A 13,106-nucleotide genomic window follows, 5' to 3' on the forward strand; every position below is an offset into this window, starting at 1 on the left:
GCTGCAATCGCCCGTTGCGACCGCGCTGTCCTCTCAGGCAAGTCATCAGCTCGACCAGACTTACCGAGTGATACAAATTAGCAGACTTGTCCTGTCTCAGCCTGACAAACCAGCTTGAGTTGCTGTAACCGATAGAACATAAGAGCCTCCTGATTAGGCCTATCAAAGCAACGTATACACAAGCTAGCAACGGGATCAATAAAGCGCAACACTTCTTTATGAAAGGTCGATTTCTTAACTTTTATTCACAAATTCTCTCAGCTCACCGATGACGCAAAAGGCTTTCAAACACTTTCATGGCCTTGCCATTCAGCCATCAGAGCCTAGATTTAAATCTTAAAGCTGGACAGATCGCAGCAGAAAATATGAGAAGCGCCAGTTCGCTAGCGCTGTAAACGGGTCACCGTAGCGGCATAGCGATTGCCCAAATACAGTGACATAGCCCAGCACCCAATCGTCGCTTAGCATCGACTCTTTACCCATCACGTCAGCCTGGGGATCATTCCTAGCTTTACCTATGCGGCGCTAGACCATAACGGGTTTTCGCTGGTTCGGGCTGAGGTTGCGATCGCGGGCACCTATGCTCCGCTAAAACTCGGAACTGAATTTAAATACGCCCTGGGTACGCCGCTGCTCGTCTGGCGCTATGGGGCGCTATGTGGCCTACAGCGCAGGCGACCGCCCCGCAGTTTCTGGGGAGACCTTTTCCTGCGCTGACCGAACGGCTTACTCCGTGACGCTAGAGAAAGCTGTATTTGCCGAGCTAGGGTAGCTGCTCTTCAGGCCGATAGGTGACGGTCCAGCACTGCTCTAGGTGGCGTACCTGCCGCTGCCGCTGAAACTTAATGGGACTGAAAATGGTGGACTGCTGAGCGCTGAAAACGGGTTGCCGAAGGTAGTGCCAAAGGGGAAATTTCATGATTCTCTCTTACTGTGCTTAACTGTGCATGAACCTGGTTTAGGTGGGTTCCTAGCATCAATGATTGTCGATGAGGCAGATGTTTTCCTTCGGTGCAAACACCTCAATTCCGCGCTGCTAGAATTGCAGCGCGGTGAAAAAACCGGCAATTTACTGAGTGATTTTTAGACTGGCCCTACGGGATCGCTCTAGACCCTGACCGGCGGATAAAGATGGAGCTGACGGGAGTCGAACCCGTGTCCGCTTTAAGTAATCACGCGTCATTCATTCACAGGCTTAGCCTATCTAATCCTCAAGGCGGGAATCGTCCCTTATCCCGGACGATAGGATTCTCAGATAAAGGTCTTTGCTAGCTCGCCGATCTGAGGCGGCTTGCTAGCGCATCCGTTGGGGGTTGGTCCACAGCTCTTAACGGAGTCAAACTGCGGACGCTCGAACCTATGAGAGGTTTTTAGGCAATAGCAACTGCTGCTTGCTTACGAGCGAAAGGTACGATGTTGTTCGCATCTACGTTTGTTTGAGCCTTGATTTACGAGAGTGGACTCACTCTCGGCCTGAATCACAACGCGACTTTCGTTAAAACGTCGAAACCGTTACAGCCCCGTGCGTATACTTTATTATAGCTCGCCCTGAGGGCGGTGGGTAGCATTCAGGTTTGGTTATGGGTACGATAAGCTGGCTTAAATGACTTCTTGACCGAAAGGGGGCGGGTTTAACCTATAATATTTTTTTAAGCTTCCTGTTCGTTTCCTGGTTTATTAAGCTGAAAGTAGCCTCTGGGCTAGGCTATTTTTTTAGGCTAGTCAGTCAAGCGGATGGTCAAATGCGCTCAGGATTGCAGGTGTTGAATTAGCGGCAGGCCGCAAAAGATAGAAGGGTTAATAACTATGAGCACTAACGATGCCGAAAGCAGTAAGACGACGGATTCCAGCGATAATGGCAACCGAACTCGGCGCAAAACAGCCAATTCCTCTGCAAAAGGCGAAACGGCCGCTCAGGGTGGCCTGGTCAAGGCTGAAAAGCACGAGATTATTGAACTCAGCGACCATACCCGGGTGATCGAATCCGATTCGCTGCCCAATCATCGACCGATTACGGTCAGTGGCATTGAAGTCGTCGATACGCTTTCGTCTGCCGGCCGTCGCCCAGTCATGGCAAACAGTTTTGAGATTTCAACGACAGATACGCTGCCGGGTCACCGACCGGTTGCCGTCAGCAGGCTCAAGATCTCTGATTTAGACACGCTGCCGGGTCATCGACCGATTGCTTCTAATGACATTGACGAAGACCCCCCAACGCTGATGGGTTATCTAGACTAGGGTATTCAGGTAGGCTTTCGCGATCGCGGCAGCCTACAAAAGCGACTAAAAGCAGCCAGCAGTTAACGTTAACTGCTGGCTGCTGATGAAGAATAAATATTTGAATCAGTGGAATTTAGGCGGAATTAGGCCAGATTCGGTACTTCAGAGCTTCAGAGCTATCCCACTGGATAGACGCTGACCTTCTTCCGACTTTTGCCCTTGCGCTCAAAGGTGACGGTACCTTCAATCAGAGCAAAGAGCGTATCGTCACCGCCGCGACCGACGTTCTCTCCGGGATGGTACTTGGTGCCGCGTTGTCGAATGATGATATTGCCAGCTAGTACTGACTCTCCGCCATATTTTTTAACGCCCAAACGTTTGGCATTTGAGTCGCGGCCGTTACGGGTGCTACCGGTACCTTTCTTGTGAGCCATGGTGAACCATCCTTTAGACAAAAATTACAGACAAAAATTCAGAAATAGGGCAGATGCCCAAAACGTTCGAAAAATGCCGCTTTAAACAGTCTACTCCTCTTCAGTCGAAGCTGTCTCCGCAGGGGCTGCCTCACTAGCAGTGGGAGCGCCTGCTTCAGCCGTAAACGACTTTCCACCCACGCTAATGGCATCGATCATAACGCGGGTCAGCTCTTGCCGATGGCCGCGCTTTTTGCGGGTCTTCTTCTTCGGCTGCATCTTATAGACGATGATCTTCTTGCCGCGTAGGTGAGACAGTATCGTACCGCTAACGCTAGCCCCCTCTACTACGGGCTGGCCAATATGGGTTTCGCCATCGCCATCGACGACGAGCAGGACCCGATCGAGGGTAATGGTTTCGTCAGCTTCTAGCGGTAGCCGGTTGATGTCGTAAAAGCGGCCTGGCTCGACCCGAAACTGCGTGCCCCCCGCTTCAATAATTGCGTATGCCATAGCGAATCCCTTCCTTTGCCGTACAGGTAGCCAGTGGCTTTTGACCTGGTCCGAGCAGACAACAGTCTCTTATTGTGAAGAAGTCAGGCGACTTCTGTCAAGGTGCTTGTCCCTAAATCTGGAATTAATTCTGGAATTAATAAGGGGGTTAAGTCAGGCTTGCAACCAAACTGAAACGGAGCCACCATGGCACTGAAACCGACCCCAGCCCTGCTCATTCGTGACGACCGGGGTCTGTACGTGGTGGGTCGTGTCGATAAATTTGGTATTGGCCCGGCCCACCTCCATCCACTTGTAGCCTGCCGCGCCGTTACTGAGGAGGACGGCCATCGCTTTAGGATGCTCGGCATCGCCCAGCCGCGTCCAGCCAATCACGTTGGCATGGTCAAAATAGTCGTACTGATCGCCATAGGCAAACTCGGTGCGCGCGGCCAGAAAGCGGTCTAGCAGCCAGCGGTGGGAGGGCAGCCAGATTTCGTACTCCTGGCCGTCGCGACCGCGATCGCGATAGTGAGCACCATAGTAATCGCCGTGAAAAATGCAGGGGTAGCCCTCCCGCCGCAGCAAAATCAGGGCGTAGGCCAGAGGCTTGAACCAGGGTTCAACCACTGACTCCAGCATCTGTAGCGGCTGGGAGTCGTGGTTTTCGACAAAGGTCACCGCCAGAGCGGGCTGCTGCTCCATCAGCGTTCCATCCAGAATCGTCCGCAGGTCGTAATAGTTGCCCTGCCGGCTGGCACGATGAAAGTTGTAGTGCAGCGGCACGTCAAACAGGGCCATCCGACCGCCGGTCTTAGCCAAATACCAGTGCAGCGCGTGGATGTCATCGATCCAATATTCGCCGACGGCAAACAGGTCAGCCTGGGCGTGGTGACGGACATGGTCGAGCCAGTCGCGAAAAAAGCCCGAGCGAATATGCTTGACCGCATCGATCCGAAAGCCATCGACACCGGTCTGGTCAAGGAACCAGCGGCCCCAGTACGCTAGCTCGCCCTTCACTTCCTCCTGACCCATATCCAGGTCGCAGGCCATCAGAAAATCGTAGTTGCCATGCCGCAGGTCTACCTCGGTATCGAAGTGTTTATCTTTCAGCCGGTAGATGCGGTGGTCGTTCCAGTCCAGCGCGTTGTGGTTAACCGCGTCGAAATGCCACCAGTGCCATTGCAGACTGGAATATTGCGACCCACGACCCGGAAACGTGAAGTGGCTGTAGATCTCAATCGGTTGGGGGCCACCGATCTCATGATTGCGATCGTTCCAGTCTACCGGCACGGCTTCAAGCCGTTCAGTCTGATCGCCGCCGTTTTTATGGTTGAAGACAATGTCGGCGTAAACGGCTAGTCCCGCCGCCTGAGCCGCTTTGATCGCTGTTAAAAATTCGTCCTTGGTGCCATACTTAGTACGAACGCTGCCCTTTTGGTCAAACTCACCTAGGTCAAATAGGTCATAGGTGCCGTAGCCGACATCCAGGCTACCGCCGCTGGCCTTATAGGCCGGGGGCAGCCATAGCGCCGTAAACCCAGACTGAGCCAGTTCTGACGCAGATTGGCAAAGCTGTTTCCAATGGGTGCCGTCTGCCGGACTATACCAGTGAAAAAACTGCATCAGAGTGCCATTCAGCTGAGCCATTCACACCTGCTCCTTAAATCTTGAGTGAGACCGATCCAAGACCTGACTAGCGTATAGAATTTTGACCTGCGGGGGAACCGATGACAACTGACTTGCTCATGCTTGCGTCTCAGCTGCTAACGGCTGAGGCACCGCCGCTAGAGTTTAACGCAGAAACGGTTGCTGCTTTCCCCAAGGCGATCGCAGCCCCAACCGCTTCGGTAAGTCTGCCGGCGCAGGTCAGGTTGCCTAGCCCCCGTTTTTGCGATCGCGCCCACCCCGCCCTCCGCCGACAGCTGAGCTCGTATCAACCGCCGCGTCCGATCCCATCGCGGCCAGCGGGTCGGTTCTCAGCCCGTCGGCCCACAGCTAAGACGATAGATCAGCCCATGGCTCAGCCAGCGAGCCAACAGTCTCCTGACCGGGCGCAGTTCATGCTGGCCCAAGCCGGCAGGCTGCCCAGTCCGGCTGCATCCACTCGCAGCGTCACGCCCGTCGCCCAGCCGCCGTCTATAAAAAGGCCAATGGCAAAGTTCAGTCGGCCTCTCTCACAGCCCGTCAGCCAGCTAGTCAGCTCGGCTCCACCGCTGGCCCAGTCGCCCGAACCCGCCAAACCGACTACGGGTGGCCAGCTTTATCAGCAGCGTTGGGTGGCCGTAGACACAGGAGAAATTTTTACCCAGCTGCCGTCAGACAGTTTTTATAACGCCTGGGCGGGCGAACAGCCCCAGCCGACTTACGAGCAGTGGAAACAGCTGCTCGCCGCCGAAGCCGAGGCTGCCGCAGACCGCCCGGCTAGCGAGCGGCTGACCGTTGTACTGGGCGACTCGCTCAGCCTCTGGCTACCGCAGGAACTGCTACCCCCCGACCGACTCTGGCTGAACCAGGGTATTTCGGGCGATACCACAGCGGGTATTTTGTCCCGCCTCGGCACCCTGGCGCAGACTCATCCCGAGGCCATTCATGTGATGGCCGGCGTCAACGACCTTAAAACCGGCGCAACCGATCGAGAAGTGCTCGGCAATCTACAGCAGATTATGCGACGGCTGCGGCAGGCCCATCCCGATGCCAAAATCGTCATTCACTCCATTCTACCGACCCGGTATGCGCAAATTTCCCGCGATCGCGTCCGCATCCTGAACGGCCACATCGCCGAAATTGCCCAGACGGAGGGTGTGAGCTTCTTAGACCTACAGTCGAATTTTGCCGACGAACAGGGCTACCTGCGGTTTGAGCTCACCACAGATGGTGTGCATCTCAGCCAGCTGGGGTATCATCTCTGGCAGCTAGCGCTGACGGCTGTGTGAGCCTAGATAAATTTGCAAAAGCAACGATGGCCAGATTGGCTGAAAGCCAAAAGCGATTACGATAGATCTATCCCAATGTACGAACGGCAATGAAGTCATATCTGGCCGCCGCCCTGCAGATGACCAGTCTGCCCGACCTGGCGAAGAACCTGGCCCAGGCTGAAGAGCTGATTGACCTGGCGGTACGACGTGGGGCAAAGCTGGTCACGCTGCCCGAAAATTTTTCTTTCTTGGGCGATGAAACGGCTAAATATGAGCAGGCTGCGGACATTTGCACCGCCAGCGAAAAGTTTTTAAAGACCATGGCCCAGCGCTACCAGATCACCCTGCTGGGCGGTGGCTATCCGGTGCCTGCCGACGCCGGGCGAGTCTACAACACGGCCCTACTGGTCGATGCCAGCGGCGACGTGCTGATGCGCTACGAAAAAGTTCACCTATTCGACGTCAACCTGCCCGACGGCAACTTCTATCAGGAGTCGAAAACCGTCACTTCTGGGCAGCAGCTGCCCGACGTCTATCCTGATAAAGCGCTGGGCTACCTGGGCCTGTCCGTTTGCTACGACGTGCGGTTTCCCGAGCTCTACCGTCACCTGTCCCACAGCGGCGCGGAAGTTTTGATGGTGCCCGCTGCCTTTACGGCGTTTACCGGCAAAGACCACTGGCAGGTCCTGCTCCAGGCGCGGGCGATCGAAAACACCTGCTACGTGATTGCACCTGCCCAAACCGGATTTCACAACGCCCGTCGGCAGTCCCATGGCCATGCGCTAGTAATCGATCCCTGGGGGGTGATCCTGGCCGATGCGGGCAGCGCGGTGGGGATGGCGATCGCGGAAGTCAACCCGGCTCGTCTAGCCCAGGTACGGCGGCAGATGCCCGCTTTAGAACACCGCGTCTTCTAGAGCAATCGGGTATTTTCAGCGAGATCTCCGCATATTTTCTGACTATTCGCCCCTCGTATTCACCTAGATGAGCATCCAGATGCTAAGAACTCAGGTAAATTGAATGGGATGAGTTTCTGCGGACTGGATGATCGATATAAGCAGCTGTTCGAGTTTGATGAACTACGGGAGCGGATATTTAAGCCCTATCCACCCGGTCTGGCCAACGCTACTGGCCGAAGTCGATGAGGCAGAGGCCGGCCCCCTGATTTTAGCGAGCGTTCTGCTCAGCCTGATTACCGTCTACATCGCGGCAAAAGTAGGGGGTGAGGTTTGCGCCCGAATCAACCTGCCGTCGGTTTTAGGTGAGCTAGTCGGCGGCGTGATAGTCGGCGTATCGGCGCTGCACCTGATCGTTTTTCCAGAGGGTGGAGAAATTGGCTCGACCCTGATGAACTTCATTCAGATGGTCGGCGGGCTCGATGGTGAAGGTGTTAGAACCGTATTTCAGGGTGAGAGCGAGGCGATTTCCGTGTTAGCCGAGCTGGGCGTGATTATTCTGCTGTTTGAAATCGGCCTGGAGTCAGACCTGGAAGAGCTGATTCGAGTTGGGCCGCAGGCTGCAATCGTTGCCATTGTTGGGGTTGTGGTCCCCTTTGCGGCCGGTACTGCAGGGCTAATCGCGCTATTTGGCATTGGCACCATCCCAGCCGTGTTCGCTGGAGCCGCCCTGACCGCGACCAGTATCGGGATTACGGCAAAGGTTCTGGCCGAACTTCAGCGACTGAGCTCTAAAGAAGGACAAATTATCATTGGCGCTGCTGTCCTCGATGATGTCCTGGGCATTATCGTCCTAGCAGTGGTCGCGAGCTTAGCCAAAACGGGTGAAATTGAAATTACCAACGTCGCTTTCCTAATCGGTGGCGCGGCAGTCTTTCTAATCGGCTCCATCTTTTTGGGGCGTCTGCTCAGCCCGGTTTTTGTCACCCTGGTTGACCAGCAAAAGACCCGAGGCGACCTGATCATCACCTCGCTGGTGTTTGCCTTTAGCCTGGCCTTTATTGCGGCGGCGATTCAGCTAGAAGCAATTTTAGGGGCCTTTGCGGCGGGTTTAATTCTGGCTGAAACATCCAAGCGCAAAGAGTTGGAAGAAGTCATTACCCCAGTAGCCGATATTCTGGTGCCGGTGTTCTTCGTCACCGTGGGGGCCCGGACGGATATTAGCGTATTAAATCCACTCGACCCGGCCAATCGGGAAGGGCTAATTATCGCTACTTTCCTGGTTGTCATCGCTATTATCGGCAAAACCATTACCGGCTTTGTCATATTTGGCCAGCCTGACGTGAATCGGCTGGCGATCGGCTTTGGAATGATTCCCCGGGGCGAGGTGGGGCTGGTGTTTGCGGGGGTGGGTTCGGCTAGCGGCGTGCTCTCCGAGTCACTCGACGCGGCCATTATCGTCATGGTGATTATTACGACCTTCATCGCCCCGCCGCTGCTGCGGATGGTGTTCAAAGATCCGGTTGATGGCGATGGCCAGCTGGAGTCCGCCAAACAGCCTATGGTGGACTCCAGCAGCCAGGCTGACCTGTCCGTTGCTCAGACGTCGGAAGCACCAGAAGGCACTTGAGAGACAGTTTGAGCCATACTTTGAGCCATACTTTAACTGTCATAGCTAGAACCTAAAGGCCTAGGCCCCGCTGGACTGTTGCAGAGAGCAGTCAAGCGGGGCATTCTAATGCTGTCAGAAGCGCTAATTTTAGACTTTCAGCTAAAAATCATTTCAATTGACAGACTTCTGATTAAAAGGGCCGATTTGTAGACGGCAAAACGCCCAAATGCGACTAAACTCTAGAAAACATCACGCCTACATTCATAAGCATAAATACCTATGACCTTTACTTTGGGCAAAGCGCTGTATTCAGCTGGCAAAATCGGAGTTTTCGACAGCGGTGTGGGAGGGCTGACGGTCCTCCGAGAAATTTCGCGGCAGCTCCCTCAGGAGGCAATTTTATACTTTGGCGATACCGCCCGCTTACCCTATGGAAACCGCTCTCAGGCCGAGATTCTACGCTACGTGCGCGAGATTATCGGCTGGATGATGCAGCTCGAAGTCAAGATGGTGATCATGGCCTGCAACACCAGCTCGGCCCTAGCGTTAGAAGCGGTACAGTCTGAATTCCCCATTCCCATTCTGGGCATTATCCTGCCGGGCGCTCGGGCCGCCGTCCGCTGCGGCCGCCGGATTGGCGTAATCTCGACGGTGGCAACGGCAGCGAGCAACGCCTATCGCCAGGCCGTGCTAGAAGCCGACCAAAAGGCTCAGGTCTGGCAGGTCGGCTGCCCAGAATTTGTGCCGCTGATTGAGAGCGATCGCGTTTTTGACCCCTACACTCGCCAGGTGGCGCAGCGATATCTGGCACCGCTGCTGCGATCTCAGATTGATACGCTGGTCTATGGCTGCACTCACTATCCACACCTGGCCCCCGTGCTCAAGCAGCTTTTGCCCGCCGCCGTCACTCTGATTGACCCGGCCCAGCACCTGGTCACCGCCGCCGCTCAGGAACTAGACGTGCTGGGGCTGAACAATACCGGCCTGGTGCAGCCCACCGAATTTTACGTCAGCGGCAGCCCGCTTCAGTTTGCCCAGCTTTCACAGCAGTGGCTGGGCTACGAGCCGGTGGTGCAGCAGGTGTCCTTGGCCCAGCTAGAAGCTGCCAGCCCTGTGCCGCTGCGCTCAGTCGAAGGATAGTAGGAAGAACCCCCGTGGTGACCCACGGGGGTTCTTCGCATAGTCACTGTAGCTAGTCGCTGTGGCTACGGGCTAGAGACTATGGGTTACGACGCTGTCCGGCCCGACTAGCTAACCGCATCACCGTATGAATGATGAGCAGGTAGCAAACGGCCAGCAGCATGATGGAGAGCGAGCTAGAAATATGGATCATGGGACTGATGGGCTGAGCGTAGACGATGGTGATAAAGCGCTCTAAGATCATCCATCCTGATGAGTCATCGGATTGCTGACTCAATAGCGCTGCGAGTCGCCTTGGCGAAACTGCCGGGCTGAGTCAACCCATCTGCTCACATATCCTGCGGGCTAGGAAATCTTGCCTCACTCAGTGGGCAGCAATTCTAGACGGCAGCAAAGCGCTAAAGTTGGGTTGATCTCAACAGCGAGTTCGAGATTGGACCACTCTCATAGACCATTAGCATCGTGAAAATGCTAAATCAAAGAGCAGTTCAAGCGCAGGAGTGACAAATATTCTCAGTCCCTTTTGCTTAATTGCTCAAGGTTCTAAGAACTGATATTGGGTTGTCTCAGAAGCTTAATATGCCTTTTATATCATAAGCAATTATTATCTGACAAGATCTGCTGACGGGTTCTTTAATAAAATTAACTGATGTATTCACGGATAGATTTTAAGTGCTTTTTTTAGATATTTGGGGGATTAGTCCCTGTCTCCGCTCAGGCAGCGCTGCCTGCCGCAGAATTAACCGAGTCTGTTTCACCAAGCCAGCCGGTTAGCTTAGAATAAAGACAGATTGCTTAAAATTTCGTAACCAAACCGCCTGAGTCGCTTTTTCCATGACCTCAGTCACTACCCTGTTCTCTCCTGTCGAAGCCGACCTCTGCCTGCTGGCAGACAATCTCAAAGAGCTGGTCGGGGCCCGCCACAAGCTGCTCTATGCCGCTGCCGAACATCTGTTTGGGGCGGGCGGCAAGCGCATTCGCCCGGCAATCGTGCTGCTGCTGGCGCGGGCGACGACTCCCGACCATAAGATTAGTCCGAAGCATCGGCGGCTGGCCGAAATCACTGAGATGATTCATACTGCTAGCCTGGTGCATGACGATGTCGTCGATGAGTCGGCCCTGCGGCGCGGCGTGCCAACGGTGCACAGCAGCTTTGGCAACCGGGTGGCGATTCTGGCTGGAGATTTTCTGTTTGCCCAATCTTCCTGGTATCTGGCCAATCTGGATAATTTGGCGGTGGTGAAACTGCTGTCGCGGGTGATCATGGACCTGGCTGAAGGCGAGATGCAGCAGGGTCTGAGCCGCTTCGACCCGGAACTGTCGTTCGACGCCTATCTGGAGAAGAGCTACTACAAAACGGCGTCGCTGATTGCTAATAGCTCAAAGTCGGTAGGGGTGCTCAGCGATACTGCGCCAGCCCTGACTGAGCAGCTTTACAGCTATGGCCGCAGCCTGGGCCTAGCCTTCCAAATCGTCGATGACATTCTGGACTTTACCGGCTCCGAGGAGATGCTGGGTAAGCCTGTGGGGTCGGATCTGCGCAGCGGCAACCTGACTGCGCCGGTGCTCTATGCCATGGAAGAATTTTCGGGGCTGGCGGCGCTGATTGAGCGGGAGTTTTCACAGTCGGGCGACTTTGAGCAAGCGGTAGATTGGGTGCAGTCGAGCCAGGGCATTGCGCGATCGCGGCAGCTGGCCAAGCAATATACTCAGCAGGCCATCGAGAGCCTGGCCGGGTTGAAGCCTTCCGAGTCGCGGCAGTCTTTAGAAGATATTTCCGAGTACAATCTGCGTCGTCTACACTAGACGGCAGCATGTAGAGGCCAGCGGCGGGGGCGGAACTGTGAGTCGTCAGGCGATCTGCCTGGGAGAGATTCTGATTGACTGCTTCGCCGACCAGCCGGTGCAGACGGTCGCAGCGGTCAAGTCCTGGTCTTCGCTGCCGGGCGGGGCCCCGGCCAATGTCGCCTGCGGCCTGGCCAAGCTGGGTACGGCGGTCGAGTTTATCGGAGCGGTGGGTAACGACGCCTGGGGTGAGGCGCTGCTGCGGCTGCTGCAAGATTTAGGCGTCGGTACTCGGGGTGTTCAACAGCATCCCACCGCGCCCACCCGACAGGTGCTGGTGCTGCGCGACCAAAAGGGCGATCGTAGCTTTGCGGGCTTCAGCGGTGCCGACCCCGAGATGTTTGCCGATGCCAGTCTGAATGGTGCAGCTATCAATCCAGAGCTGTTTAGCCAGGCCCAGCTTTTGGTCTTAGGCACGCTGGGTCTGGCCTATGGCGCCACCCGGCAGGCGGTGAGGCGCTGCCTGCAGCTAGCTCAGGCCCAGCGTCTGAAGGTCTTTGTCGATGTCAACTGGCGACCGATGTTCTGGCCCCAGCCCGCCGCCGCGCCGGGGGTAATTCACGACTTGCTGGTGCAGGCCCAGTTTCTGAAGCTGTCTGCTGAGGAAGCCGACTGGCTGTTTGGCACAGTCTCACCAGCCGAAATTCGAGCCAGGCTACCCCGGCTGGAAGGCGTTTGGGTCACCGCTGGGGCCGAAGGCTGTGCCTACTGGCTGGCCGGGCATAGCGACCAGCTGCCGAGCTTTGAGGTGGATGTCGAAGATACCACCGGGGCGGGGGACGGATTTGTCGCGGGGCTGGCCCATCAGCTTTGTCAGCACGGCCTGTCGGGCCTGCGCAATGCGCAAACGGTGCGGCAGCTGGTGACCTACGCCAGTGCAGTGGGCGCAATCACAACGACCCGACCCGGCGCGATCGCGGCACTGCCCTCAGCCCGGGAAGTCGAAGCGTTTCTTTATTTGCAGTGATCGATTTATGAGCCATGCCGCAGGAAGTTGAGCGCAAGTTCCTAGTCCAGTCCGACGGCTGGCGCGGGCTAGCCGAGGGCACCGTCTACCGCCAGGGCTATCTCTGTGCCGAGCCAGGGCGGACTGTGCGAGTGCGGGTAGCGGGCGATCGCGGCTACCTGACCATCAAAGGTCCTACCCAAGGCATTGGCCGAGCCGAGTATGAATACCTGATTCCGCTAGCCGAAGCCGAAGAAATGCTGGATACGCTCTGCCTGGGCGCGCTGATTGAGAAGACCCGCTACTGCATTCCCGTAGATGGGCTGATCTGGGAGGTGGATGAGTTTAGCGGTGAGAATGCCGGGCTAGTCGTGGCGGAGGTCGAGCTGGAGGATGAGAATCAGGCGGTAACATGCCCTGACTGGGTTGGGGAGGAGGTGTCGGGGGATGTGCGGTATTACAATGCCAGCCTGGTGAGGTGTCCGTTTGGGGAGTGGGAAGAAGGTGGTGGGTAGTGGGTGGATGCGTAGGGGCAGGTGTCACACCTGCCTGGTGAGGTGTCACACCTGCTGGTGAGGTGTCCGTTTGGGAAATGGGGAGTAGGGGAGTGATCGGGTGTTGGGG

General features: G+C 56.0%; 13 protein-coding genes and 1 other RNA gene. 8 read left to right on the forward strand and 6 right to left on the reverse strand.

Annotated elements, in window-relative coordinates; translation table 11 throughout:
- Positions 1-763: 763 nt before the first annotated feature.
- Together IQ241_RS11555 and ssrA are read right to left on the reverse strand one after the other, a co-directional pair.
- Positions 764-919 carry a hypothetical protein gene (locus IQ241_RS11555; protein WP_193907214.1) on the reverse strand — a complete coding sequence of 52 codons (156 nt, stop codon included), beginning with the start codon at positions 917-919 and terminating at the stop codon, positions 764-766.
- Positions 920-1,129: 210 nt separating this feature from the next.
- Positions 1,130-1,522, reverse strand: a transfer-messenger RNA (tmRNA) gene (gene ssrA, locus IQ241_RS11560).
- A gap of 284 nt (positions 1,523-1,806) precedes the next feature.
- On the opposite strand from ssrA, the gene IQ241_RS11565 reads away from it, so the two are divergent.
- A complete protein-coding gene (locus tag IQ241_RS11565) occupies positions 1,807-2,238 on the forward strand; it encodes a hypothetical protein (RefSeq protein ID WP_193907216.1) in 432 nt (143 codons plus the stop codon).
- A 158-nt stretch (positions 2,239-2,396) separates the two neighbouring features.
- Here IQ241_RS11565 and rpmA read toward each other — a convergent pair whose 3' ends face one another.
- The 3 genes from rpmA to IQ241_RS11580 form a co-directional block, all read right to left on the reverse strand.
- The gene (rpmA, locus tag IQ241_RS11570) at positions 2,397-2,654 is read right to left on the reverse strand and encodes a 50S ribosomal protein L27 (RefSeq protein WP_193907218.1); all 258 of its coding nucleotides are present in this window, start codon (positions 2,652-2,654) and stop codon (positions 2,397-2,399) included.
- A gap of 90 nt (positions 2,655-2,744) precedes the next feature.
- Positions 2,745-3,146, reverse strand: a complete 402-nt coding sequence (gene rplU, locus IQ241_RS11575) for a 50S ribosomal protein L21 (protein WP_193907220.1) — start codon at positions 3,144-3,146, stop codon at positions 2,745-2,747.
- Positions 3,147-3,299: 153 nt separating this feature from the next.
- Positions 3,300-4,775, reverse strand: a complete 1,476-nt coding sequence (locus IQ241_RS11580; RefSeq protein ID WP_193907222.1) for an alpha-amylase — start codon at positions 4,773-4,775, stop codon at positions 3,300-3,302.
- Between the two features lie 80 nt (positions 4,776-4,855).
- Here IQ241_RS11580 and IQ241_RS11585 point away from each other — a divergent pair, with 80 nt between their 5' ends.
- From IQ241_RS11585 to murI, 4 genes are all read left to right on the forward strand, one after another.
- Positions 4,856-6,061 carry a GDSL-type esterase/lipase family protein gene (locus tag IQ241_RS11585; protein WP_193907224.1) on the forward strand — a complete coding sequence of 402 codons (1,206 nt, stop codon included), beginning with the start codon at positions 4,856-4,858 and terminating at the stop codon, positions 6,059-6,061.
- A gap of 89 nt (positions 6,062-6,150) precedes the next feature.
- Positions 6,151-6,960 carry a carbon-nitrogen hydrolase family protein gene (locus IQ241_RS11590; RefSeq protein ID WP_193907226.1) on the forward strand — a complete coding sequence of 270 codons (810 nt, stop codon included), beginning with the start codon at positions 6,151-6,153 and terminating at the stop codon, positions 6,958-6,960.
- 157 nt (positions 6,961-7,117) lie between these two features.
- A complete protein-coding gene (locus IQ241_RS11595; RefSeq protein WP_228021612.1) occupies positions 7,118-8,569 on the forward strand; it encodes a cation:proton antiporter in 1,452 nt (483 codons plus the stop codon).
- Between the two features lie 261 nt (positions 8,570-8,830).
- A complete protein-coding gene (gene murI / locus IQ241_RS11600; RefSeq protein WP_193907230.1) occupies positions 8,831-9,691 on the forward strand; it encodes a glutamate racemase in 861 nt (286 codons plus the stop codon).
- 79 nt (positions 9,692-9,770) lie between these two features.
- On the opposite strand, the gene IQ241_RS11605 is transcribed toward murI, so the two are convergent.
- Positions 9,771-9,968 (reverse strand): hypothetical protein, encoded by a 198-nt coding sequence (locus IQ241_RS11605; protein WP_193907233.1) that lies wholly within the window; start codon positions 9,966-9,968, stop codon positions 9,771-9,773.
- Between the two features lie 557 nt (positions 9,969-10,525).
- On the opposite strand from IQ241_RS11605, the gene sds reads away from it, so the two are divergent.
- The 3 genes from sds to IQ241_RS11620 are packed head-to-tail and all read left to right on the forward strand — an operon-like array spanning position 10,526 to position 12,997.
- Entirely contained in the window at positions 10,526-11,497 is a 972-nt protein-coding gene (gene sds, locus IQ241_RS11610; protein ID WP_193907235.1) for a solanesyl diphosphate synthase, read from the forward strand.
- Between the two features lie 37 nt (positions 11,498-11,534).
- On the forward strand, positions 11,535-12,503 hold the full coding sequence (locus IQ241_RS11615) for a carbohydrate kinase family protein (protein WP_193907237.1): 969 nt from the start codon (positions 11,535-11,537) through the stop codon (positions 12,501-12,503).
- Positions 12,504-12,517: 14 nt separating this feature from the next.
- A complete protein-coding gene (locus IQ241_RS11620) occupies positions 12,518-12,997 on the forward strand; it encodes a CYTH domain-containing protein (RefSeq protein WP_193907239.1) in 480 nt (159 codons plus the stop codon).
- The last annotated feature ends 109 nt before the right edge of the window (positions 12,998-13,106 follow it).

The sequence above is a fragment of the Vasconcelosia minhoensis LEGE 07310 genome (assembly GCF_015207255.1).
Classification (GTDB): domain Bacteria; phylum Cyanobacteriota; class Cyanobacteriia; order Phormidesmidales; family Phormidesmidaceae; genus Vasconcelosia; species Vasconcelosia minhoensis.